The organism is Thioclava sp. F28-4 (assembly GCF_002020045.1).
In the GTDB taxonomy this organism is placed as follows: domain Bacteria; phylum Pseudomonadota; class Alphaproteobacteria; order Rhodobacterales; family Rhodobacteraceae; genus Thioclava; species Thioclava sediminum.
The window spans coordinates 194,619-215,552 of record NZ_MPZQ01000007.1 but is presented as its reverse complement, the minus strand read 5'-3'; the positions used below and the strand labels follow the sequence as shown (position 1 = coordinate 215,552).

Here is a 20,934-nt window from a genome sequence, read left to right as displayed (position 1 = left end):
TTGAAGCGGACGGGGACAGTCAATAATTAGCACTCGAACACTATCAAGGAGCTCCCACGTGCCCGACGTTCTCGCCTCGCTTTCGCCCCAAGACGCGCTCGTCGCCGTGATGGTCGCGATTTCCGCCGCCGATGAGGACGTGCCGACCTCCGAACTCGTCGCAATCGAGCGGATAGTGAACCACATGCCGATCTTCGCGGGCTACGATTTCGACCGCGTCTCGCGGGTCTCCCGCTCTGTCTTCACGCTGTTCGAAGAAGAAGATGGGCTCGAGGCGCTGTTCGGCCTGATCCGCGACGCGCTGCCCGAACATATTTTCGAAACCGCGTATGCGCTGGCCTGCGATGTGGCCGCCGCAGATGGCACGATCCGTCAAACCGAACTACGTCTTCTCGAAGAAATTCGCGGTGAGTTGGCGATCGACCGACTGCACGCCGTCGCCATCGAATGGGGTGCGAAAGTGCGCCACGTCACGCTCTGATCGGACGATAGAGTCCCGGCGAGAAAACCTGACGACCGCCCCGCCGTCCGGGCGGAGCGACCCCTCAGCCGTAAATCTCGGCCCAACGCTCCAACAGCTGGCTCTGAAGGATTTTCGACGCCCGCACCCATTGGACCTGCCCCGGCGGGCGCGGCGCCGAGCCCGCACGACGACGCCGGTTTAGATCGGCGGTGAAGATCGCGAAGACCAGTTCGGTGCCATCCGGCGCCGTCATGTAGCCCGCCAAAGTCGACACGAAATTCAGCGTCCCGGTCTTGGCATCGACGCGGAACGGCTGGGCCGGCATGTTCTTGCCCGTCGCATCGCGCAGCTTGAATGGCTTCATCAAACTGCGCAGCCCCATCGGCGCACCGAGATTGCGCAGTGCCGCCACCATGTCCTGCGGCGAAAGCTCGGCATCGGCCCGCAGCCCGGAATGGTCGGTGAACCGGGCCGAGCGCGCGCCCGTGCGTTGCTGCAGCCACTGGGTCATCGTCTGTCCCGACTGCTTCAGGGAGTTCCCCGCGCCCAGCCGCTTGCTGACCGTCATACCCACCGCTTCCGCGGTGATATTGGTCGAATATTTCATCATCTCGCGCAGAACCGGCACAAGCGGATCGCTGCCATGGCTCACCAGAACCGTGCCGCCGGGCAGGTTGCGCACCTCTTCCGGCGCGGGCAGCGGTGTGCCCTGTGCGCGGGCCAATGTCTGAAACACGTCGCCCGCATAGGCCGCCGGATGGCGCACCGGCAACCACCGGCTCCCACCACGCCCCAAGGCCGCCGATGCGACCGTCCAATGCTCGACCCCGCCGCGGTCGGAATAGGTGAAGGTGGGCGACGAGCGTTTCGCAATCGACGCCTTCGCGGTATAGGCCTGCGGCTGCACGTCGCGCCCGCGCGCATCCATGCTCAGCGCCCAGCCCCCACCGGAGCGGCGCCATTGGAAATGCACGCGGTTGAAGTTCAGCATCAGCCCAGAGATCGACGGGTTGTAGCCCGCGAAAATCGGCTGATCGTTTGCAATCTCGTTCTTGTAGGGCAGCGCCCCGGCCCAGGTCAGGAAACGCCCCGTGACGCCCTGCACGCCTTTCGCCGCCAGCTGCTTCGCCATCGCGTTCAAATCGTCGGTCGTTAGCGTCGGATCGCCCCCACCCGCGAGGATCAGATCGCCCTGAATGCGCCCGCCCGAGATCGGGCCGGTCGCGATCAACTGCGTGCCAAAACGGAAATCGCCGCCCAGTTGCTCCATCGCATAGAGCGAGGTGATCGACTTGAGCGCGGAGGCGGGCGGCATCGCTTGGCCTGCATTGCGCTGTTCGAGGATCTGGCCGCTCTTCAGGTCCGCGACGACATAGCCCACATCGCCGCTGAGCCCGGCCATCCGGACCAATTCGGCTGCCGCGACCGTCTGGCCGAAGCCCGTTTTCGGAGTGGCGAAAAGCGCGGCGCAACCCAGCAGTGCGAAGCGGCGCGATATCGATAGCGGCATGGCGATTCCTCCCTCGGCGTCAATCCGAGCGTAGCGCGCCCCGCACTGTCTTCAAGCGGGTGTCGATGCCCGCCAGCCGCCTTTCTCGCGAATTTCCGTGGAGGAAAGAGACGACATCGGAATGTTGACGAAGCACCAGCGCGGCGCCGGTCCGTCGAGGAGGCGCTGCGAGGCGACCGCGGGCAGTTCGGCCCCCGCATAAATGCGCGCCGCGCGCGCCCAGCGCCCCGGCATCCGCCAGCCCGGACGCGCCAGCACGCCGACCGGCACGCTCTCCATGATCGTGCGCCAATGATCCCAGCGATCGAACTGCACGAGGTTATCGGCCCCCATCAGCCACGCGAAATCCACGCCGGGATAGAGCGCACGCAGCCGCGTTATCGTGTCGGCCGTGTAACGCGTGCCGAGCCGCGCTTCGAGGTCGGTCACCACGACGCGCGGATCGCCCCCAAGGCTCGCCCGCGCACTCGCGATCCGCTGATCGAGCGGCGCGGGTCCATGCGCCTTGAGCGGGTTGCCGGGGCTCACGATCCACCAAACCCGATCAAGATTGAAGCGGCGCAGCGCCTCACGCGTGATCAGGACGTGACCTTCATGCGCCGGATCGAACGACCCGCCCAGAAGACCGATGCGCTGTCCGGCGCGGGCATAGGGAAATCCTTGTCTCATGCGCTGCCCTTACCCGAAGGCGACCGGTCAGGAAAAGAGCGTTTGTGCGCCTAAGGCGCAGCGCCGGGTGACGTCGTCGGCCCATCCTCGACGTTTTCGACAGGCCCGGACCCGAAACGAAGGCAGCCGCGCCCTGCAGTCTTCGCGGCATAGGTCGCCCTGTCGACATCGTTGTGCAGCGCCTCGATCTCGAGGCTCTCGTAGTCGCGCGACGACACAGCACCGAGCGATCCGGACACCAGACATTCCTGCCCCCGATACCATTTCGGCGCTTCGAGCTGTTCGATGATGCGTGCCGCGAGCGCACCAATCTCCGCGCGGCTCGGATTACCGCGCAAGAGAACGAGGAACTCATCGCCACCCATCCGCGCGACCAGATCACCTCCGCGCACGCTTTCGCACAGGTTGCGGGCCACCAGTTGCAACACGAAATCCCCCGCCGCATGGCCTTGCGTGTCATTGATCGTCTTGAAGTGATCGAGGTCGACCTGCAGCAAAGCGAAATTCGCCAGGCCGTTCGTCGCATGATCGACGGCCCTTGCGAGCGCCTGTGCCATTGCCCGGCGGTTGGCGAGTTTCGTCAGCGGATCGCTCAGCGCCTGTTCTTCCGCCGCTTTGCGCGCCTGATCAAGCCGCCCGGTCAGAGCCCGCAACTCCTCCAGCACGAGCGATTTCGCTTCCTGCAGATACAGCATTTCCATCGCGAGATCGGCGGCGGAAAAGTCATGTTCGGTCAGGTCGAATTCCGCCACAAGTTCGCGCAGGTGAATACCGAAGCTGAAATTGAGGAGCATATCGCCCCCCGCCAGCGTCAGCGCCCCCCCCTGAACTGGCGGACCCGCGTGGCTCACCAGCGCGCCGCGCAGGCTTACCTGTGGGCGCATGCGAAGGGTGACATGCAGCATCTCCTCCGCCGTCATGGCCCCGAGGGAGCGCCCGCAGCGCCCGATCTGGCGATCGCAATCAACAGCACCGCAACTTGAGCGCAGTTCTTTCGGGCACATCCGTACCGCCCCGCCGCGCCGCGCGACCGAGAAAAACCGCGAGAACGGCGCGCCGACGATCTGGGCTTCCGGCACCCCCAGAACCTTGCGCAACGTGCGCCCGACCCCGAGGATGCAGGCCTGCTCGTCGAGCCAGAGAAACATCGGCAAAAGCCCGGTCAACAGCGCCAGCCAATAGGCTTGCGCGCCCCGATCAGGTGGAGGCTGGGCGGCCAGTCTCGTGACAGTGTTCTCGCCCGGCACGCTCATCACACCTCACCAATCATGCGCGCGAGGGCAAATTGGCGCGCCTCGGCATGGGTGGCGTCGAGCAGTTGGATCGTCACGGTTTCCCCCATCGGGTCGGGGTCGCGCAGATCGCCCCCGGCGAAACGCGGCGGCACCTCGATCAGCGCGAGGCTGCCATAGTCATCCGCCATCGCGCGCAGAATCCCCGCCAGCACCGCCCCCCAGCCCGGCAGATCCGCGGCGACACGCAGACGGAACTGACCCGGCTGGGTTGCGACCAGATGCAAGTTCGGCAGCTTGAGATCGGGCAGCGCCATGCGCGCGCGATCGTTCAACTCGTTGAGCGAGTTCAGAAAACCGCGATAATCGCAGCCACCGTAACGCAACAGGCGGCGCACCGCTTCACGGCTGCACAGATGCGCCCCAAGGTCTTCCAAAAACTCGGATCGCGCCCGCCCCAACTCGTCACAAGCGGCATCGATCAGCCGCAAGGTCTGCGCATCGTCATATTGCAGCAGAGGCTCATAGCTCTCGCCCGGCAAATCCGCGCGCCGCCGCACACGCGCGCAGAGCGCCGCCCCGTGGGTGTCGGTCAGAAACGTCTCGATAGAGCGGTTGATCAAGCCGAGCATGTGCCCTCCTGACCGCCACGCTAGCGGTCAGAAGTTAACAAAGCTCCAAATTCGCCCGGCTCAGCGCGACAGCGGCAAGAGACGCAGCCCACCGGCCTCAAGCGCCATGATCCCGCTCGGGGCCAGCTGCACCTCACCACGTTTGATCGCGGCGATGACAGGGGCCAGATCGACGCGGAAACGTGGCTCGCCCTGCGCATCGACGACGCTGCCCCAACCGATCGAATCCCACGCGCCGTTCGACTGCCGCAGCACGTAGATCGCATCGCGGTCGGGCAGATGCAGGAGCACCATCGCCTCGTCACCGGGCACATCCGAAAGGAAATCAGCCTCGATCAAGGCGCAATTCGCCGCTGCCCCCTCGGCCGAGGCGCAAAGCCCCGCCGCAACCTCCGGCGCGCGCGCGCGGATCGCATCGAGCAGCGCATCCTCGGGCGCTTTCGCACCGGGCGGCAGCACGAGATCCCGGCGCAGTTGGGCGCGCGCGGCGCTGGCCCCCTCCGCCCCATCCGCAGACGGGCTCAGACGGGCCAAGGCCGTTGCGAGCGCGCGGTCATCACCGGCTTGCGCCTCCAACTCCGCAAAGGCCGCCTGCCCGGCAAGCCCCCAGTGGTTCTTCAAAGCGTAGAGCGGCAAAGCGCCTGCCGTGATGCGCCCCTCGCGATACAGCGCCAGTTGCGAGCGCGCAGCCACCCCGTTCGCATCCAGCACCGGCGTCAGCCACGCCAGCGCGGCAAGAAGCAGGACTCCCGCCATGGCGATATTGATCCGCCGCAGCCGCGCCATCCAGCCGCGCCCCAGTAGCACCGACCCGGCATATCCCAGCGCATACCCCGCCAGAAGCACGATCAGCACCGCCTGCGCCACGCGTCCCGGGGTCCAGCCCTGCGCGGTGACGCTTTGCCATCCAGTCCAGGCCGCCGCCCCGACCAGCACGGGCAGCACCAGCGCCAAGCCTTGAGCCGACAGCCGCAAGACCCGCGCCCGGACGGCACTTTCATCGTCGCGCTCAATGCCGATCGAGATCAGCGTCACCGCCGCCGCGGCCATCGCAAGCAGCGTCTCGATCTGCGAGAACCCGATCAGCGAGACCTCCCCGCGGCGCGCAATGAACCCGGCCACGAAGATCACCGCGACCAGAAGCACAGGCGGCAGCAACAGCCTCAAAAGCCGCAGGATCAGGGTCGGAGAGATCATCTCCTCCAGCTCGGTCACCACTGCCAGCCCGAGCCCGAGAATGCCGCCCGAGACTGTAAAGGCGAACAGCTTCTCCCGCAGAAGCTGGCGCAGGAAATCGAGGTCCACACTCTCGAGCAGGCGCGCCGAAAGGTACAGCACGAGCCAGACCATCCCGAGGAAAATAAACGCAGCCGCATAGCGCACCACGATATTCCAGGCATGCAGGAACAGCGCCGGATAGTCGTTCCAGGCGCGCGTCCCGCCCTGCGCCACGGCCATCGCGAAGGGCATCGGCAGCATCGCCAGAACCGAGAGCGCGAGCAGCTCGTAAGGCATGTATCCCGCCAGCGACTCGCTCGCAGCATAGCCAAGCGACGCCCACCATCCGAGCAGCGCAACCGGAACCGCAATCAGCGCCGCCGCGCCGAATGCCCTGCGCCAGCCGATCTCACCCAGCATCGCAAGCGCGGTCGCGAAGAACGCCGTGCCCAGAACCGACACGCCGAATTGTCCGTGCGCGTCAATCGGAAGCCGTTGCTGCAACTGGTTATCGAGCGCCCAGAAGAACATGCCCGCCAACAGCCCAAGCAGAATATGTTGCAAACGTAGTTGCATGCGTCCCTCTCCTGTCTTGCGCGAGGCTCCCGCGCGTCTGACGCGCCTTTGCTAGCCCGCGCGCTGAGCGAGCCAGTCGGGAAGCCCCCCGATATGATCGAGCACCGCATCAGCGAGCGGGGCCAGATCGGCCCGCTCTGCCGGCCCGCTCAACACGCCGATCGCAATCATGCCCGCCGCGCGCGCCGCGTGCAGGTCATGCTGGCTGTCGCCGACCATCACGACCTCGGCCGGGTCCAGCCCCAGCGAATCCGCGAAGGCCAGCAGCGGGCGCGCCGTGGGTTTCGCCCCATGCCCGCTGTCATAGCCGATAATCCGGTCGAAAAGATCGGTGATGCCCGCCTGCGCAGCATGCGCCCGCGCAGAGGACTCGGCATCGTTCGTGCAAATGCCCAGCTGCAATCCGCGTCCCCGCAGATCGGACAGAAGCGCTGCAAGCGGCACCGGTTCCACCAGAGGCACGTCATGCGCCGCCTGCTCCAGTTCGAGCACCAGATCATCGAGCGACCGTCCCGGAAGATGCGGCAACAGCAATTCCGCCGCCTCCCGAACCGTGCCCGCGATCACCGGCGAATGCGGCTCGAATTCTACCCGCTCGAGGTCGAATCCGATCGCCGCGGCAAGCCTACCAGCCTGCTGGGGATCATTTGCCAACGCCTCGATTTGCAGCTTCGCCCACGCGCCCCATGTCGCGTCGAAGTCGAAAAGCGTACCGTCCTTGTCGAACAGCACCGCCCGTATCTTGCCGCCTGCCATCTGCGATCCGCCTCCCTTTGCGGGCAGATTGCCCAAAGCTGCGCGTCAGGTCCAGTGGCGCAGATCGCCGCGCCCGAGAACCGCGCGCGCCTGCATCAGCGCCTCGGGCTGCACACCAAGATCCTGCGCGCAATCCAGCACCACCTGATCGTCCTGCAGGACATGGTCGAGAACTCCTGCGAGGAAGTCCGGATCGCTCGCCTGCGTCCGCAAATCGTCCACGCTGGCCCCGGAATTGGCGAGGAACGCGCCGATCAGATCTTCGCGACCGGCAAGCCAGCCGAGGGTCTGCAACGCGAGCGTATGAGCGTTTTCTTGCCGCATGACGGGTCCTTCTCTGTCGGGGAGAAACGCTTTGTTAACCTATCGACCGCTAAGGTCAAGAAAAGGCGCGGTGAGAAGCTGGCGCAGTCGGGAACCGCCCGATGCAAGCCGCACCGCGCCGGAGGTTGAAGGAGTAGCGTTATATGCCGGGATCGATCCTCATCGTGGATGATGTGGCGACCAATCGCATTGTGCTTAAGGCGAAGCTGACCGGCGCGCGCTACAACACACTGCAAGCCGCAAGCGCGGCGGAGGCGCTCGCCCTCGCGGCCGCGCAACGGCCCGGGCTGATCCTGCTCGACGTCACCTTGCCCGACATGACCGGAGAGGGCCTCATCGCCCGGCTGCGGGTGAACCCGCGGACCCGGCGCATCCCGATCATCGCGATGACGGGGCGCGACACGCCGGAGCTGCGCGTGACGCTGCTGCAGGCCGGGGCGAACGAGGTGCTGGCCAAACCCTTCGACGAACTGGTGCTACTCGCCCGGCTGCGCAGCCTGATCCGCGCCCATGTCGGCGACGAGGATTCGGCGCTGCGCGAGCAGACCTGCCGGGAACTCGGCTTCGCAGAGGCGGCGAGCGACTTCGTCCCTCTCGCGCGGATCGCTCTGATCGCGCCCAACCCGGCCGAGGGGCTGCGCTGGAAATCCGCGCTCGCGCCCCTGCTGACGACAAATCGGATCCTGCTGACCAGTTACGATCAGCCCTGCGGCGACGACCCCACGCGTCGCGCCCCCGATCTATTCGTGATCGGCGCAGACCTCGCGCATCGCGGCGACGGGCTGCGGCTGATGTCGGAATTGCGCTCGCATCCCGAAACGCGCCATGCGGCGATCCTGATCGCCAGCCAGCCTGATGCACGCGAAACGCAAGCCAGCGCGCTCGATCTGGGTGCGGATGACCTGCTGCCCGCCGAGATGTCGACACCGCTCGCAGCAAAGGAAGCCGCACTCCGGATCGGCGCGCAGCTCCGCCGCAAGCGCCTGTCCGATCAACTGCGTCTCTCAGTCGATGAAGGTCTGCGTCTTGCGCTGGTCGACCCGCTGACCGGGCTGCACAATCGTCGCTACGTGAACGCGCATCTGTCGCGCATGTCCGAGCGCGCGCGCCGCACGGGCCATGGCTATGCGGTGATGCTGCTCGACCTCGACCGTTTCAAATCAGTGAACGACACCTATGGCCACGGCGCGGGTGACGAGGTGCTGGCGAGTATCGCCCGCCATCTGCGCCAAAGCCTGCGCGACGTCGATCTCATCGGTCGCATCGGCGGCGAGGAGTTTCTCGTGGCGCTGCCCGACAGCTCTCTGGTCGAGGGTTGCCGGATCTCCGAACGGCTCCGACGCGAAATCGCGCAGAGCAAGATCACGTTGCCCGACGGGCGCGCGATGCAGGTCACCATTTCGATCGGCCTCGCTTTCGGCGGTACGCGCCACGACGATCCTCAGCATCTTATCGACGAGGCCGATGCGGCGCTTCTCTGCGCCAAGGGAAGCGGTCGAAACCAAGTCTCCCTCGCCCAGCACACAAACGCGGCCTGACCCGAAATAGAAGGGTCACGCCGCGCGTGGGCAGGCGATGACACTGAGGGTTGGCGAATTTCCAAACGGCGAATGGCCGCGCCCCCTTGGGGGCGCCCGTCCGCCTGATCTCACGGCTTGGGCTTTGGGGTGTCCTCACGGTCTTTCTTGCGCTTGTCGAACCGCGCCGCGCCCTCGCGCAGACGCTCGGCAAAGCTGTGCCGCGACTCGGCGCTCATCGCGTCGAGCCGGTCGAGGATCAGTTGCTCGCCGATATCGACCCGCTGCACCGTCCGCGCCTTGTGCCGCTCTAGCAGCTCGGCCACCTGCGCACGATCCCAGGGCTCCGCGTCGATCGCAGCGATCAGCGCCGTCATGTCGCTGCGCGCTTGCCGCCGCATATCGCGGAACTCCGAGCCGCGCGCCTGCGCCGCCTTGCGCAGCGCATCACGATCTTCCGGGCTCAGCGCCCCGGTGAACGCGCCGAGGCTGACATCGCCCACGACCGGGCGCGGCGGATGCCGCTCATGCGCGATCCAGCCGCCGATGAAGAACCCCAGCAAAAGCAGGTTCAGCACCGCCGACCCTATCAGCGCCCAGCGCAATCCCCGGCCATTTCGCGTCTCGGCAGCCGCCATCAGAACCCTCCTTCATCGGCGAAGGCGAAGGTGTCGCCCTCGGGTAGCAGGTTGACCGTGCCGAGGCTTTCGGTCGTGCTGCTGGCGTAAAACGGGCTGAGCGCGCCGATCTCGTCGGCCCCCACGAAGCCGATCCAGACCCCGGCCAGAGCGGCCGTGACCAGACCGCCCATCGGAGCCCAGCCGCCGAACGCGCCGCGAAGCGCGTCCCAGATACCGGCCAAGACGTCTGGCTTGTCGGGCGCTGCAGCGGGGCCGGGACGCGCAAAGCCAGCTTGCTCCGCTTCCGCATCGGCCAGAACCCGGGCGAGGAACCCCGCCCCGGGCTCGGGCCCGCCCGCCGCGCGCGCCTCGCTGAACAGCTGCTCCAGCGCCGCGTCGTCGAACACGTCCGTCTCGCGATCCATACGTTTGTCAGTCATCGCCAAACCCCAATTTCTCTCGCTGCCCCCGAAGCAGCTTGCTCAAAGCGCGCTTTCCACGCGCTGTCAGACTTTCTACGGCCTCGACGCCAGTTTCCATCGCGGCAGCGATCTCGGGATTGGACAAACCGTCGATATGTCGCAGTGTCACCGCAATCCGCTGCCGTTCCGGCAATTGATCCAGCGCCGCTTCCAGCGCGGCCAAACGGTCGCGCGCGATCAACTCGTCCAGCGCGCTCGCGCGGTCATCGGCCACCTCTGGCGCCTCGTCCAACCCCACGCCGCGGCGCTTGCGCAGCCGGTCCGTCGCGAGGTTGGCCACCACCCGGTAAAGCCAAGTCGAGACCTTCGCCTCGCCGGCGCGCCACTCCGGCGCGATCTTCCAGAGCCGCAAGAGCCCCTCTTGCGCGACGTCCTCGGCCTCGGCCGCATCGCGCAGATAGCGATAGGCGAGCCGGTAGGCCAACGGCCCGAAGCGCAGCGTCAACGCCCGCGCCGCCGCCGGGTCGCCCTGCGCGTAAAGCTCCAGCAGAGCCTCGTCCGAAGCCTCGTTCATCGCATCCAGTGCCATCGTCATTCCGTCAAAGGCCTAGCCTGCTTTCTCTGCGCATGCAATTTGACATGCAGCCGGGGCGCTTTGCCGCGCCCCGGCTTTTTTCACTGCTCGAAACTCAGTTCGTGGATCGGCCCGAGCCATCCGCCGGACCGTTGCCCGGACCTTGACCTTGGCCAGCCCCGGCGCCCGGCTGCATCGGCGGCGTGCCCTGCGGGCCTTGGCCGTTCGGCCCCTGCCCCATAGGACCCTGACCCATCGGGCCATCGCCTTGCATCATCCGCCCGTAGCCGTCGCGGTCGCCGTTCCACCCCATACGGTCATGGCCATGGCGATCCCCTTTGCCCATGCGGTCATGGCCGTGGTAATCGCCCTTGCCCATCCGGCCATGGTCGCGGCGGTCGCTCATCCGCTGCATGAACCGTTTGGCCATCTGCATCTCGTCGGCACTGATCGCCCCGTCATTGTTGCGGTCCATCCGGTCGAACATGCGCGTCGGCATCGGATGCGCCATCAGTTCGGCGGCCGACAGCTCGCCATCGCCATTGCTGTCCTGCGCGGCGAAGCGCGCTTTCACGCGGGCTTCGATGCGGGCTTTCACCTTGGCCATCTCGGAATTGACGAGCTCCTCCTGCGAAATCATCCCATCGCCATTGGCGTCGAGCGCCTCGGCGTCGGCGGCCCGCTTGGCCTGAATTTCCTCCATCGTCACCTGACCGTCGCCATCGGTGTCGAAACGACTGATGTCGAAGCCGAAGCCGCGCCCGTCCTGATCGCCCATCGCGCCGGGCTGCATGTTCTGCCCCATGCCATTGGCGGGGCCATTACCAGCTCCGTTGCCCGGCCCATTCCCGGGCATGACCTGCTGTCCCTGCATCTGGCCGCCGTTCTGGTTTTGCGCCACCACCGGCATCGCGAGGGTGATCGCGCTGCCCGCGAGGATTGCCGCGACGAGGGTCTGCCTGTTCATGACTTTCATTCGAAACTCCTGTTCTCGCTCCCACGGCACATCTCGCGCCGTCGATGTCTAACCAAACGAGGCGCCCGCAGCATTCCGTCGCCAAACTCACGCATCCGTGATAGACCCGCCGGACTTTCCATCCGCCCCGGCTGCCGCCATACTGCCCTGCGAACGGGCGGAGAGAGACCGCCACAAGGGAGAGCGCAATGCAGTCGCATGACGAGTATCACGATGACCGCCCGCTGGGCCGCTCGATCGGGCGGGGCCTGCGCTGCCGCTGCCCGGCCTGCGGCAAGGGGCGGATTTTGCACAGTTATCTCAAGGTGCGTGATACCTGCCCGGCCTGCGGCGAGGACCTCTCGCATCAGCGCGCCGATGACGGCCCCGCCTATCTGACGATCCTGATCGTCGGCCATCTCGCGATTCCGATGATGGCGGCCTATTTCATCGCCTTCCGCCCCGGACCGTGGGAGATGATCTGGATTTTCGGCATCGGCTCGATGGTGCTCTCGGCGGTGCTTTTGCCGCTGATGAAGGGGATGCTGGTGGGCATCCAATGGTCGCGCCGGATGCATGGTTTCGGCGAAGGCGAAATCGTCCATGACTGACACGCGCCCCCCGGTCGACAAAACCGCGCTACGCGACGCGGCCAGCGTGATCGTCCTGCGCCGTGACGCGAATGCGACGCCGAGCGTGTTGATGGGCCAGCGTGGCGCTGGAGCCGCCTTCATGCCGTCGAAATACGTCTTTCCGGGCGGCGCGCTCGACGCCACGGATTGGGAGGTGCCCTTCGCCTCTCCCCTGCCCGCGCCCGATCACGCGCGGCTCGAGGCCGATGCGCCCGCAGGGATCGGCGGGGCGCTGGCCGCCGCCGCTCTGCGTGAGCTGTGGGAAGAGACCGGGCTGGTGCTGGGCGAGAGAACCAGTTGGCCCGGCGCGGTGCCGACCGATTGGCAGGGCTTTGCCGATCTGGGCTTTCTGCCCTCGGCGGCCAATCTGCATTTCGTGTTCCGCGCGATCACGCCGCCCGGCCGCCCGCGCCGCTTCGATGCGCGGTTCTTCCTGATCGATGCGGGTGCGATCCAGGGCGATCTCGACGATTTCTCGCGCGCCTGCGACGAGCTTTCGCACCTGCATTGGGTGCCCCTGCCCGAGGCGCGAGCGCTCAACCTGCCTTTCATCACCGAAGTGGTGCTGGCCGAAATCGCCGCCCTCATCACCACCAAACACGCGCTTGGCACGCCGCATTCGGTGCCGTTCTTCGACAATCGCGGGCCGCGTTCGGAGTTCCGGCGGATCGGGCTTTAACGTCCCGCCAGCACGATCACGATCAGCGACACCACGACGAGCGCGATGCCCACCCCTTCGCGCTTGTGCAGCCGCTCGTGGAAGACCAGCGCCGAGGCGAGCAGCGTGAACACGATCTCCACTTGGCCCAGCGCGCGCACGAAGGCCGCGTTTTGCAGCGAAAACGCGGTGAACCAGCCTGCCGAGCCCAGAACGCCGGTGATCCCCACCAGCACCGTGCGCCGCCACGCGCCGAACACGCGGGTCAATTCGCCTGGCTCGCGCAGTCGCAGATAAAGCCCCATGCCGAGCGATTGGGTGAAAGTAGCACAAGCCAGCGCGACGATAGCGCGGGCGAAGAAGTCGAGCGGCTCCAGCTCCAGCGTCGCGCCGCGATAGAAGATCGAGGACAGGCCGAACAGCGCCCCCGCCCCGACGCCGTAAAGCGCCGCACGCGGGTTGAAGCCGCCTTCGGGCGGTTTGGTCAGGAACAGCACCCCCGCCAGTCCGATCGCGATCCCGATCCAGCCGATGGGGCCCACGAATTCGCCAAGGATGATCGCGGAGAACAGCGCGACCTGCACCGTCTCGGTCTTAGTGAAGGCCACGCCCACCGCGAAATTGCGCAAGCCGAACAGCGCCACCGTCAGGAAGGTCGCAGCCACCTGCGCCGCCCCGCCCGCAATGACGAAACCCCAGAAGGGGCCGCTCAGACGCGGCCATGGCGTGTCCGTCGCGGCCAGAAAGCCCAGCGCCGTTACAGCCGCGAGCGGGAAGCCGAACAGAAAGCGTGAAAACGTCGCGCCGCCCACCGAGAGCTGCGCCCCCGCCAGCAGCTTTTGCAGCATGAAGCGAATGGTCTGAACGGCCGCGGCGAACAGCGTCACCCAGACCCAGAGATGCACCGGCGCGTCGGTCACTTACCGACCTGCGTCATGTCATAGCCGTTGAAATCCATGACATCGCGCGCCGCCTTGATCAGATCGGGCCGTGGCGAGGCCTGCCGCGACAGGATCATCCCCCAGCGGCCCGAAGGTGTGCCAAGCACCGCAACCCGATAATCGAAATCGACCCAGAGCACCCAGATCGGCTCGCCGCCGAACGCGTCCTTCGCCAGCAGTCGCCCGCCCGGCCCGGTCAGCGTCACGGTCTCGTCGACGGCGTCGGGCGTGATCGCGCAATTCGTGCCGCGCAGCCGGTAAGCGCTCTTGCCGTCCCACGCCCAGTTCTGCGTGCCCGAACACCCCGGAATGCCGCTCTCGACGACATGCCATTCGCCACCGAAGCGCTGCGGATCGAACAGCGACGCCGAAGAGATCAGCGCGCCCGGTTTGCGCAGCGACGCGGTCTCCGGCTGGGGCGCGCAGCCCGCGAGGGTCATCGCGAGCATCCCGCCCAGCGCAGCGATCTTCGCCCAGCTCATTGCACGCATAGTTGCATCGGGTAGCCCGCCTCGCTCATCACCTCATTGCACCCCAGAAGCGGGGTCACCGGCGCGCAGGTTTTCGAGCGTGCGAGGCATTCACCCTCGCACTCGCTGCCCGCCTGACAGCTCTTGCCGCTATCGGAGGTCATCTTAACGCAGATGAACGCCCCGTCGCGCGCGAGCCATTTTCCGCCGCGCGCGACGCATTCGAATTTCCCGGCATCGATCTTCTCTTGGCCGACCAGCGGCAATTGCTCTGCCGTGTCGCCCTCGTCCGAGGGGCCGAAGGGATTGCAGCCCGCCAAGGCGAGCGCTGCACACAGAAGGATCGACGCCCCGCGCATCAGTAGGGCATCGGGTAATGCTTGTGGAGCTCGGCGATCTTGTCGAGCAGCTCCTTCGGCAGTTCCACCCCTTCGGCGTCGAGGTTCGGCTTGAGCTGGTCAACCGAGGTCGCGCCAACGATCGGGATCACCGGGAAGGGACGGCTCATCACCCAGGCAATCGCCATCGTCACCGGGTGAAGATCGAACTCCTTCGCAAGCGCGACATACCGGTCAGCGATCTCGAAAGCGCGCGGATTGGCGCGCCCACCGAGATTGTTGACCAGCGACCGGCGGGTGTTGTCGGGGATCACGTCGCCCGAATATTTGCCCGTCAGGATACCGGCGGCGAGCGGCGAATAGGCCAGCAGCGTCACTTTCTCCTGTTGCCCCAACTCCCCCAGATCGAGGTCGTAGTAGCGGCACATCAGCGAGTATTCGTTCTGGATCGACTCGACGCGCGGCCCTTTGCCCGCCTCGGCCAGTGCCAGCCATTGCGCGGTGCCCCAGGCGCTCTCGTTCGACAGGCCGAATTCGCGGATTTTGCCTTCCTGGCGCAGCGCCTCGAGCGTCTCGAGACAGGCGCTCATATCGTCGAGCACTTCCTGCTTCGAAGGCTGCTTCGACGGATCGAAGCGCCACGTCTTGCGGAAGTGATAGGAGCCGCGATTGGGCCAGTGGAACTGGTAGAGGTCGATGTAATCCGTCTGAAGACGGGTCAGCGAATCCGTGACCGCCTGCCGGATCCGGGTCGGGCTGATCTCGGGGCCGCCCTCGATCGCGTTCGAGCCCTCGCCGGTGATCTTGGTGGCCACCACCAGATCGTCGCGCTTGCCGCGCTTGGCCAGATAAGTGCCCACGATCTGCTCGGTCCGGCCCATCGTCTCGGCCTTCACCGGGTTCACCGGATACATCTCGGCCGTGTCGAGGAAATTGATCCCCCGGTCGAGCGCGAAATCGATCTGGTCATGGCCCTCGGCCTCGGTGTTCTGGCTGCCCCAGGTCATCGTCCCGAGACAAATCTCGGACACCATGATCCCGCTTTGACCAAGTTCCAGCTTGCGCATGCCCGCGCCCCCTTTGTCATATGATGTTGCGCGGACCCTGCCACCGGGCCGCGGGAAGGTAAAGGCCTCTGACCCGGTCGGGTTTACTCGACCCGGTCCATGTAGTCGCCGTAGCCCTCGGCCTCCATCTCCTCGTAAGGCACGAAGCGCAGCGAGGCGGAGTTGATGCAATAGCGCAGACCGCCCTGATCGCGCGGGCCGTCGGGGAAGACATGGCCCAGATGGCTGTCGCCGTTTTTCGAGCGCACTTCGACGCGGGTCATGCCGTGGCTGGTGTCGGTCAGTTCCACGACATGATCGTCGATCAGCGGCTTGGTGAAGGACGGCCAGCCGCAACCCGCATTGTATTTAGTCGAGGAGGCGAAAAGCGGCTCGCCCGAGACCACGTCGACATAGATGCCCTTGGCGGAGTGGTCGTCATATTCGCCCGTGAAGGGGCGTTCGGTGCCGTTCTGCTGGGTGACGCGATATTGCTCGGGGGTGAGCTTTGCGATCGCGTCGTCGGATTTTTGCCAGTTGCTCATGATGGGTCTCCCTTTCGCGCCTGATCTAGGCGGCGGAGGCTGCGAGAAAAGCCCTGCCGCCGCGTTTCGCTCGCATGTTCTACGGCGCAAGCTTACCATCCGGATCAGGAGGAGCCGACCATGACCACACCCGATCCCCGCGCCGATCTGCCCACCCACCGCGTCGAGAACCAGCCGCCCGCGCGCGGTGACGTCGATCTCTACGCCACGGATGCACCGCTGCGCGAGGCCGTGGCGCGGGCGGGCGGTCAGGCGGAGGGGCTGTCAGATTATGGCCAGACGCTCGGCACCACAGAGATGCGCGAGGCGGGCCGCGACGCGAACCGATACCTGCCGGAGCTGCGGCTCTTCGATATGGGCGGGCGGCGGCTCGACGAGGTGCGCTTTCATCCTGCCTATCATCGTTTCATGGAGGCCGGGATCGGCGCGGGCTATGCCGCGCTGCCGTGGGAGGGCGCGAAGGGCGCTCATGCCACCCATGCCGCGATGGTCTATCTCGCAAGCCAGATCGAACCCGGCAGTTGCTGCCCGATGACGATGACCTATGCCGCCGTGCCCGCGCTCGAAGCCACGCCCGAGATCGCCGCACTCTGGCGTCCGAAACTCACCGCGCGCAGCTACGATCCGCGCGTGCTGCCGGTGGGCGAGAAGACCGGCGCGACGCTGGGGATGGCGATGACCGAGAAGCAGGGCGGCTCGGACGTGCGCGCGAACACCACACGGGCCGAGCGCGCCGACGGGCATTGGAGGCTGACCGGGCATAAGTGGTTCTGCTCTGCGCCGATGTCGGACGGCTTCCTGACGCTGGCGCAGACCGAAAAGGGGCTCAGTTGCTTCCTCGTACCGCGCTGGCTGGAAGGCGAGCGCAACGCGATCCGCATCCAGCGGCTGAAGGACAAGCTGGGCAATCGCTCCAACGCGTCTTCCGAGATCGAATATGAGGGCGCGGTGGCCCATCTTCTGGGCGAGGAAGGCCGGGGCGTCGCGACGATCATCGAGATGGTGCACCACACCCGGCTCGACACCGCGCTCGCGCCTGCGGGGCTGATGCGCGCCGCGATCTCCGAGGCACATCACTGGGCGACGCATCGCTCCGCCTTCCAGCGGCGCCTGATCGATCAGCCGCTGATGCGTGCGGTGCTGGCCGATCTGACGCTGGATTGGGAAGGCGCGCTGACGCTGGGGATGCGGGTGGCGGAGGCCTTCGACAGCGCCCACCCCGAGGATCGTGCCTTCGCCCGGATCGGCGTGGCGCTGGCGAAATATTACGGCAACAAGCGGTGCCCCGTCGTGACCTATGAGGCGATGGAGGTGCTGGGCGGCATCGGCTACGTCGAGGACACGCCGATGCCGATGCTCTATCGAGAAGCGCCGCTGAACGGCATCTGGGAGGGCTCGGGCAATGTGATCTGTCTCGACATACTGCGCACGCTGGCGAAAGAACCACTGGCGGCGGAGATGCTGCGCGCGGAGCTGGACGCGGCGCGCGGCACCGATCCGCGCTACGACGCGGCGCTGGCCGATCACCTCGCCCGCTGGCCAGTGCTCCCAACCGAGGCCGAAGCGCGCTGGTTCGCGGAACGGCTGGCACTGCTCCTGACCGCGTCGCTGCTGATCCGAAATGCACCTGCGGCGGTGAGCGACGCCTTCGTCGCGACGCGGCTTGCGGGCGAGGCGGGCCGGACCACCGGGGCGATGGCGGGCAGCGATGTCTCTGCTATCCTGGGCCGGATCGCTGGCTGAGACTGCGGAAGCCTCCGGCGGGGATATTTGGATCAATGAGAAGGAGAGGCGCGATGAGCGAAGACCGGTATCTGATCCGGGCCGATGAGATCGCGGCAATGGAAGGGCTGGCGAAGAAGCATTTCCTCAACCCGAATGCGCGGCGGATCAACAAGAGCCTTGGCGACGCGACGGGGCTGACGGGGATCGGGGTGCATATCATCGAGGTGGAGCCCGGCTGCGAGACCACCGAGTTTCACCGCCACCACCATGAGGACGAGGCGATCTTTGTGCTGAGTGGCGAGGCGACCGCGCGGATCGGCGAAGAGCGTCACGCGATCGGGCCGGGCGATTTCATCGGCTACCGCGCGGGCGGCGCGGCCCATACGATCGAGAATACCGGATCGGAGATGTTGCGGCTGCTCGTGGTCGGGCAGCGTTTGGCCCATGACGTCGGCGACTATCCCGACCTCGGCAAACGGCTCTACCGCAATGCGGGAATGGCCTGGCAGATGGTGGATGCCGACGCGATCACGGAGGTCAAGGCGGGGGCCAAGAAGTGACGCCCCCAGCCGAGGTTCACGCGTTGAACAGGAAGTGCAGCACGTCGCCGTCTTTCACTTCGTAGGTCTTGCCCTCGACGCGGAACTTGCCCGCCTCTTTCGCGCCCGCTTCGCCCTTGTTGGCGACGTAATCATCGTAGGAGACGGTCTCGGCACGGATGAAGCCGCGTTCGAAATCGCCGTGGATGACGCCTGCCGCCGCCGGGGCCAGCGTGCCCTTGCGGATCGTCCACGCGCGAGCCTCTTTCGGGCCGACGGTGAAATAGGTCTGCAGGCCCAGCAGGTCGTAGCCCGCGCGGATCAGGCGGTCGAGACCCGCCTCTTCCAGACCCATCTCTTCGAGGAACATCTCCGCTTCCTCGGCGTCGAGCTGCGAGATTTCTTCTTCGATCTTGGCCGAGATAACCACGGTGCCCGCGCCCTGCTCGGCGGCCATCTTGGCGACCGCTTCGGATTTCGAGTTGCCGGTCGCGGCGGAGCCTTCCTCGACATTGCAGACATAGAGAACCGGCTTGGCGGTCAGCAGCTGTAGCATGTTCCACGCTTTGCGGTCGTCCTCCGACACCTCGACGGTGCGCGCGGGGCGACCGGCTTCCAGAGCCTCTTTCGCCTGTTCCAGAAGGCGCATTGCCTCTTTCGCTTCCTTGTCGCCGGATTTCACCTTGCGAGCGAGGTTCGCGATACGCTTCTCGAGGCTTTCGAGATCGGCGATCATCAGCTCGGTCTCGATGGTCTCGGCATCGGCCACCGGATCGACGCGCCCCTCCACATGGGTCACATCGCCATCTTCAAAGCAGCGCAGCACATGGGCAATCGCATCGACTTCGCGGATATTGGCGAGGAACTGGTTGCCGAGGCCCTCCCCTTTCGAGGCGCCTTTCACGAGGCCTGCGATATCGACGAAGGTCATGCGGGTCGGGAGGACCTCTTTCGAGCCTGCGATCTGGGCCAGCGTGTCGATCCGCTCATCGGGAACGGCAACTTCGCCGACATTCGGTTCGATCGTGCAGAAGGGGAAATTCGCCGCCTGCGCGGCCGCCGTTTTGGTCAGCGCGTTGAAGAGGGTGGATTTGCCCACGTTCGGCAGACCCACGATACCCATCTTGAAACCCATTTCGCCCTCCTGTTTGTGGCTGCGCGCTTCTTATTCATTGGCCGCCCCCGGTGCAAGCGCGCGCGAGGGCCGGAATCGTGATAGGCTGGCCTTCTTGTTCAGGGAGGTGACCGCGATGAGTTTCGAACCCTACATCCACTTTCAGGGAAACTGCGAAGAGGCGATGCGTTTCTATGCCGACCTCTTCGGCACCGAGCCACCCTTCATCATGCGCTATGGCGATATGCCCGAGGCCAGCGAAGGCATGAGCGAGGCAGGCAAGGCGCGGATCATGCATGCGCTGATCAAGCTCGGCGATGGCGCGCTGATGGCCTCGGATTGGCCCGAGGGGCGCGACAGGCCGCAAAGTTCGGTCTCGATCTCGCATGTCTCGGGGAGCCGGGAGGCCGCGAAGGCGATCTTCGAGCGGCTGATGGATGGGGCCGAGGAGGTCATGATGCCCTTCGACGACACGTTCTGGGCCGACGGTTTCGGAATGCTGCGCGACCGCTTCGGCACGGCTTGGATGATCAACGGCCCGGCAAAGATGTAGGCGCAGGCCGTCTGGGACGTCACTACAACACTACACCACGCGCGAGGCATTGATTTTCCCGCCCTCTTCGCGCAAACCGCTTCGGGACCAGCCGGAGGGACGCCATGACTCGTATCGACGCCAAATTCGCCAGCCTCAAGGAAGAGGGCAAGAAAGCCTTCGTCTCCTACATCATGGCGGGCGACCCGGATCTGGAGACCTCGCTCGAGGTGATGAAGGGTCTGCCGGCGGCAGGCGTCGACATCATCGAGCTGGGCGTGCCCTTCACCGATCCGATGGCCGACGGTCCGACGATCCAGCTGGCGGGCCAGCGCGCGCTCGACGGTGGGCAGACGCTGCAGAAGACGCTCGATATGGCGGCGGAGTTCCGCAAGACCGACGACACCACGCCGATCGTGCTGATGGGCTATTACAACCCGATCTATTCGCGCGGCGTGGATCGCTTCCTCGAAGACGCGAAGGCTGCCGGGATCGACGGGCTGATCGTGGTCGACCTGCCGCCCGAGGAAGATGTCGAGCTTTGCATCCCCGCGCAGGCTGCCGGGATCAACTTCATCCGCCTCGCGACGCCGACGACCGATGACAAGCGTCTGCCGAAGGTTCTGCAGAACACTTCGGGCTTCGTCTATTACGTCTCGGTGACGGGGATTACCGGCTCTCAGGCCGCGCAGGCGACCGAGGTCGGCCCGGAAGTCGCCCGGATCAAGGCGAAGACCGATCTGCCGGTGATCGTGGGCTTCGGCATCACGACCCCCGAAGCCGCGAAGACCATCGCGGGCGTGGCCGATGGCTGCGTCGTGGGCTCGGCCATCGTGAAAGAGATCGCCGAGGGCAAGCCGGTGGCGGAAGTTCTGGACTTCGTGAAGGGCCTCGCAGGCGGCGCGCATTCGGCCTGAACGGCCACG

Annotated in this window: 25 protein-coding genes; 8 read left to right on the top strand and 17 right to left on the bottom strand. The window is 66.0% G+C overall.

Features of this window, described 5'->3' with window-relative positions; all coding sequences use genetic code 11:
• Nucleotides 1-58: 58 nt before the first annotated feature.
• On the top strand, nucleotides 59-481 hold the full coding sequence (locus BMI87_RS16005; RefSeq protein ID WP_078522614.1) for a tellurite resistance TerB family protein: 423 nt from the start codon (nucleotides 59-61) through the stop codon (nucleotides 479-481).
• Between the two features lie 64 nt (nucleotides 482-545).
• Here BMI87_RS16005 and dacB read toward each other — a convergent pair whose 3' ends face one another.
• The 7 genes from dacB to BMI87_RS15970 are packed head-to-tail and all read right to left on the bottom strand — an operon-like array spanning nucleotide 546 to nucleotide 7,380.
• On the bottom strand, nucleotides 546-1,973 hold the full coding sequence (gene dacB, locus BMI87_RS16000) for a D-alanyl-D-alanine carboxypeptidase/D-alanyl-D-alanine-endopeptidase (RefSeq protein WP_078522613.1): 1,428 nt from the start codon (nucleotides 1,971-1,973) through the stop codon (nucleotides 546-548).
• A 51-nt stretch (nucleotides 1,974-2,024) separates the two neighbouring features.
• Complete coding sequence (locus tag BMI87_RS15995) at nucleotides 2,025-2,642, bottom strand: nicotinate-nucleotide adenylyltransferase (protein WP_078522612.1); 618 nt, start codon at nucleotides 2,640-2,642, stop codon at nucleotides 2,025-2,027.
• 50 nt (nucleotides 2,643-2,692) lie between these two features.
• Nucleotides 2,693-3,895 carry a diguanylate cyclase gene (locus BMI87_RS15990; protein ID WP_078522611.1) on the bottom strand — a complete coding sequence of 401 codons (1,203 nt, stop codon included), beginning with the start codon at nucleotides 3,893-3,895 and terminating at the stop codon, nucleotides 2,693-2,695.
• Entirely contained in the window at nucleotides 3,895-4,506 is a 612-nt protein-coding gene (locus tag BMI87_RS15985) for a heme NO-binding domain-containing protein (RefSeq protein ID WP_078522610.1), read from the bottom strand. Before BMI87_RS15985 ends, BMI87_RS15990 begins: the two co-directional genes overlap by 1 nt.
• Nucleotides 4,507-4,566: 60 nt before the next feature.
• On the bottom strand, nucleotides 4,567-6,300 hold the full coding sequence (locus BMI87_RS15980) for a DUF4153 domain-containing protein (protein WP_078522609.1): 1,734 nt from the start codon (nucleotides 6,298-6,300) through the stop codon (nucleotides 4,567-4,569).
• Nucleotides 6,301-6,351: 51 nt separating this feature from the next.
• Nucleotides 6,352-7,056 (bottom strand): HAD family hydrolase, encoded by a 705-nt coding sequence (locus BMI87_RS15975; RefSeq protein ID WP_078522608.1) that lies wholly within the window; start codon nucleotides 7,054-7,056, stop codon nucleotides 6,352-6,354.
• A gap of 45 nt (nucleotides 7,057-7,101) precedes the next feature.
• Nucleotides 7,102-7,380: a DUF3572 domain-containing protein gene (locus BMI87_RS15970; protein WP_078522607.1), complete on the bottom strand. Its 279-nt coding sequence runs from the start codon at nucleotides 7,378-7,380 to the stop codon at nucleotides 7,102-7,104.
• Between the two features lie 143 nt (nucleotides 7,381-7,523).
• Here BMI87_RS15970 and BMI87_RS15965 point away from each other — a divergent pair, with 143 nt between their 5' ends.
• Nucleotides 7,524-8,918: a diguanylate cyclase gene (locus BMI87_RS15965; RefSeq protein WP_078522606.1), complete on the top strand. Its 1,395-nt coding sequence runs from the start codon at nucleotides 7,524-7,526 to the stop codon at nucleotides 8,916-8,918.
• A 110-nt stretch (nucleotides 8,919-9,028) separates the two neighbouring features.
• Here BMI87_RS15965 and BMI87_RS15960 read toward each other — a convergent pair whose 3' ends face one another.
• The 4 genes from BMI87_RS15960 to BMI87_RS15945 form a co-directional block, all read right to left on the bottom strand.
• Nucleotides 9,029-9,535, bottom strand: a complete 507-nt coding sequence (locus BMI87_RS15960; protein WP_078522605.1) for a periplasmic heavy metal sensor — start codon at nucleotides 9,533-9,535, stop codon at nucleotides 9,029-9,031.
• On the bottom strand, nucleotides 9,535-9,957 hold the full coding sequence (locus BMI87_RS15955) for a dihydroorotate dehydrogenase (protein ID WP_146681630.1): 423 nt from the start codon (nucleotides 9,955-9,957) through the stop codon (nucleotides 9,535-9,537). Before BMI87_RS15955 ends, BMI87_RS15960 begins: the two co-directional genes overlap by 1 nt.
• Nucleotides 9,950-10,534: an RNA polymerase sigma factor gene (locus BMI87_RS15950; protein WP_078522603.1), complete on the bottom strand. Its 585-nt coding sequence runs from the start codon at nucleotides 10,532-10,534 to the stop codon at nucleotides 9,950-9,952. Before BMI87_RS15950 ends, BMI87_RS15955 begins: the two co-directional genes overlap by 8 nt.
• Nucleotides 10,535-10,628: 94 nt before the next feature.
• Nucleotides 10,629-11,489, bottom strand: a complete 861-nt coding sequence (locus tag BMI87_RS15945; protein WP_078522602.1) for an EF-hand domain-containing protein — start codon at nucleotides 11,487-11,489, stop codon at nucleotides 10,629-10,631.
• A gap of 188 nt (nucleotides 11,490-11,677) precedes the next feature.
• Between BMI87_RS15945 and BMI87_RS15940 the strand changes: the two genes are divergently transcribed.
• Both BMI87_RS15940 and BMI87_RS15935 read left to right on the top strand, forming a co-directional pair.
• Nucleotides 11,678-12,079 carry a DUF983 domain-containing protein gene (locus BMI87_RS15940; protein ID WP_078522601.1) on the top strand — a complete coding sequence of 134 codons (402 nt, stop codon included), beginning with the start codon at nucleotides 11,678-11,680 and terminating at the stop codon, nucleotides 12,077-12,079.
• Nucleotides 12,072-12,779 carry an NUDIX hydrolase gene (locus BMI87_RS15935; RefSeq protein ID WP_078522600.1) on the top strand — a complete coding sequence of 236 codons (708 nt, stop codon included), beginning with the start codon at nucleotides 12,072-12,074 and terminating at the stop codon, nucleotides 12,777-12,779. The genes BMI87_RS15940 and BMI87_RS15935 overlap by 8 nt, the downstream gene beginning before the upstream one ends.
• Here BMI87_RS15935 and BMI87_RS15930 read toward each other — a convergent pair.
• From BMI87_RS15930 to msrB, 5 genes are all read right to left on the bottom strand, one after another.
• Nucleotides 12,776-13,678: a DMT family transporter gene (locus BMI87_RS15930; RefSeq protein WP_246832719.1), complete on the bottom strand. Its 903-nt coding sequence runs from the start codon at nucleotides 13,676-13,678 to the stop codon at nucleotides 12,776-12,778. The genes BMI87_RS15935 and BMI87_RS15930 overlap by 4 nt on opposite strands.
• Nucleotides 13,675-14,190 carry a lipocalin family protein gene (locus BMI87_RS15925; protein ID WP_146681629.1) on the bottom strand — a complete coding sequence of 172 codons (516 nt, stop codon included), beginning with the start codon at nucleotides 14,188-14,190 and terminating at the stop codon, nucleotides 13,675-13,677. Before BMI87_RS15925 ends, BMI87_RS15930 begins: the two co-directional genes overlap by 4 nt.
• Nucleotides 14,178-14,528, bottom strand: coding sequence for a hypothetical protein (locus tag BMI87_RS15920; RefSeq protein WP_078522598.1), 351 nt, complete (start codon nucleotides 14,526-14,528; stop codon nucleotides 14,178-14,180). The genes BMI87_RS15925 and BMI87_RS15920 overlap by 13 nt, the downstream gene beginning before the upstream one ends.
• Nucleotides 14,528-15,574, bottom strand: a complete 1,047-nt coding sequence (locus BMI87_RS15915) for an aldo/keto reductase (RefSeq protein WP_078522597.1) — start codon at nucleotides 15,572-15,574, stop codon at nucleotides 14,528-14,530. The genes BMI87_RS15920 and BMI87_RS15915 overlap by 1 nt, the downstream gene beginning before the upstream one ends.
• An 83-nt stretch (nucleotides 15,575-15,657) precedes the next feature.
• Complete coding sequence (gene msrB, locus BMI87_RS15910; protein ID WP_078522596.1) at nucleotides 15,658-16,098, bottom strand: peptide-methionine (R)-S-oxide reductase MsrB; 441 nt, start codon at nucleotides 16,096-16,098, stop codon at nucleotides 15,658-15,660.
• 120 nt (nucleotides 16,099-16,218) lie between these two features.
• Between msrB and BMI87_RS15905 the strand changes: the two genes are divergently transcribed.
• Both BMI87_RS15905 and BMI87_RS15900 read left to right on the top strand, forming a co-directional pair.
• A complete protein-coding gene (locus tag BMI87_RS15905; RefSeq protein ID WP_078522595.1) occupies nucleotides 16,219-17,841 on the top strand; it encodes an acyl-CoA dehydrogenase family protein in 1,623 nt (540 codons plus the stop codon).
• A gap of 53 nt (nucleotides 17,842-17,894) precedes the next feature.
• Nucleotides 17,895-18,383 (top strand): cupin domain-containing protein, encoded by a 489-nt coding sequence (locus BMI87_RS15900; protein WP_078522594.1) that lies wholly within the window; start codon nucleotides 17,895-17,897, stop codon nucleotides 18,381-18,383.
• A gap of 16 nt (nucleotides 18,384-18,399) precedes the next feature.
• On the opposite strand, the gene ychF is transcribed toward BMI87_RS15900, so the two are convergent.
• A complete protein-coding gene (ychF, locus tag BMI87_RS15895; protein ID WP_078522593.1) occupies nucleotides 18,400-19,497 on the bottom strand; it encodes a redox-regulated ATPase YchF in 1,098 nt (365 codons plus the stop codon).
• Nucleotides 19,498-19,612: 115 nt separating this feature from the next.
• Here ychF and BMI87_RS15890 point away from each other — a divergent pair, with 115 nt between their 5' ends.
• Both BMI87_RS15890 and trpA read left to right on the top strand, forming a co-directional pair.
• Complete coding sequence (locus BMI87_RS15890) at nucleotides 19,613-20,029, top strand: VOC family protein (RefSeq protein ID WP_078522592.1); 417 nt, start codon at nucleotides 19,613-19,615, stop codon at nucleotides 20,027-20,029.
• Between the two features lie 104 nt (nucleotides 20,030-20,133).
• Complete coding sequence (gene trpA, locus BMI87_RS15885) at nucleotides 20,134-20,925, top strand: tryptophan synthase subunit alpha (protein ID WP_078522591.1); 792 nt, start codon at nucleotides 20,134-20,136, stop codon at nucleotides 20,923-20,925.
• The last annotated feature ends 9 nt before the right edge of the window (nucleotides 20,926-20,934 follow it).

Bases quoted from the DNA above. Each gene is read 5' to 3' on its own strand.
- BMI87_RS15975 (WP_078522608.1), bottom strand. From the start codon at position 7,056: ATGGCAGGCGGCAAGATACGGGCGGTGCTGTTCGACAAGGACGGTACG.
- BMI87_RS15950 (WP_078522603.1), bottom strand. From the start codon at position 10,534: ATGACGATGGCACTGGATGCGATGAACGAGGCTTCGGACGAGGCTCTG.
- BMI87_RS15945 (WP_078522602.1), bottom strand. From the start codon at position 11,489: ATGAAAGTCATGAACAGGCAGACCCTCGTCGCGGCAATCCTCGCGGGC.
- ychF (WP_078522593.1), bottom strand. From the start codon at position 19,497: ATGGGTTTCAAGATGGGTATCGTGGGTCTGCCGAACGTGGGCAAATCC.
- BMI87_RS15960 (WP_078522605.1), bottom strand. From the start codon at position 9,535: ATGGCGGCTGCCGAGACGCGAAATGGCCGGGGATTGCGCTGGGCGCTG.
- BMI87_RS15915 (WP_078522597.1), bottom strand. From the start codon at position 15,574: ATGCGCAAGCTGGAACTTGGTCAAAGCGGGATCATGGTGTCCGAGATT.
- BMI87_RS15995 (WP_078522612.1), bottom strand. From the start codon at position 2,642: ATGAGACAAGGATTTCCCTATGCCCGCGCCGGACAGCGCATCGGTCTT.
- BMI87_RS15980 (WP_078522609.1), bottom strand. From the start codon at position 6,300: ATGCAACTACGTTTGCAACATATTCTGCTTGGGCTGTTGGCGGGCATG.
- dacB (WP_078522613.1), bottom strand. From the start codon at position 1,973: ATGCCGCTATCGATATCGCGCCGCTTCGCACTGCTGGGTTGCGCCGCG.
- BMI87_RS15920 (WP_078522598.1), bottom strand. From the start codon at position 14,528: ATGCGCGGGGCGTCGATCCTTCTGTGTGCAGCGCTCGCCTTGGCGGGC.
- BMI87_RS15905 (WP_078522595.1), top strand. From the start codon at position 16,219: ATGACCACACCCGATCCCCGCGCCGATCTGCCCACCCACCGCGTCGAG.
- BMI87_RS15985 (WP_078522610.1), bottom strand. From the start codon at position 4,506: ATGCTCGGCTTGATCAACCGCTCTATCGAGACGTTTCTGACCGACACC.
- BMI87_RS15970 (WP_078522607.1), bottom strand. From the start codon at position 7,380: ATGCGGCAAGAAAACGCTCATACGCTCGCGTTGCAGACCCTCGGCTGG.
- BMI87_RS15940 (WP_078522601.1), top strand. From the start codon at position 11,678: ATGCAGTCGCATGACGAGTATCACGATGACCGCCCGCTGGGCCGCTCG.
- BMI87_RS15990 (WP_078522611.1), bottom strand. From the start codon at position 3,895: ATGAGCGTGCCGGGCGAGAACACTGTCACGAGACTGGCCGCCCAGCCT.
- BMI87_RS15890 (WP_078522592.1), top strand. From the start codon at position 19,613: ATGAGTTTCGAACCCTACATCCACTTTCAGGGAAACTGCGAAGAGGCG.
- BMI87_RS15965 (WP_078522606.1), top strand. From the start codon at position 7,524: ATGCCGGGATCGATCCTCATCGTGGATGATGTGGCGACCAATCGCATT.
- BMI87_RS15900 (WP_078522594.1), top strand. From the start codon at position 17,895: ATGAGCGAAGACCGGTATCTGATCCGGGCCGATGAGATCGCGGCAATG.
- BMI87_RS15935 (WP_078522600.1), top strand. From the start codon at position 12,072: ATGACTGACACGCGCCCCCCGGTCGACAAAACCGCGCTACGCGACGCG.
- BMI87_RS15925 (WP_146681629.1), bottom strand. From the start codon at position 14,190: ATGCGTGCAATGAGCTGGGCGAAGATCGCTGCGCTGGGCGGGATGCTC.
- msrB (WP_078522596.1), bottom strand. From the start codon at position 16,098: ATGAGCAACTGGCAAAAATCCGACGACGCGATCGCAAAGCTCACCCCC.
- BMI87_RS15955 (WP_146681630.1), bottom strand. From the start codon at position 9,957: ATGACTGACAAACGTATGGATCGCGAGACGGACGTGTTCGACGACGCG.
- trpA (WP_078522591.1), top strand. From the start codon at position 20,134: ATGACTCGTATCGACGCCAAATTCGCCAGCCTCAAGGAAGAGGGCAAG.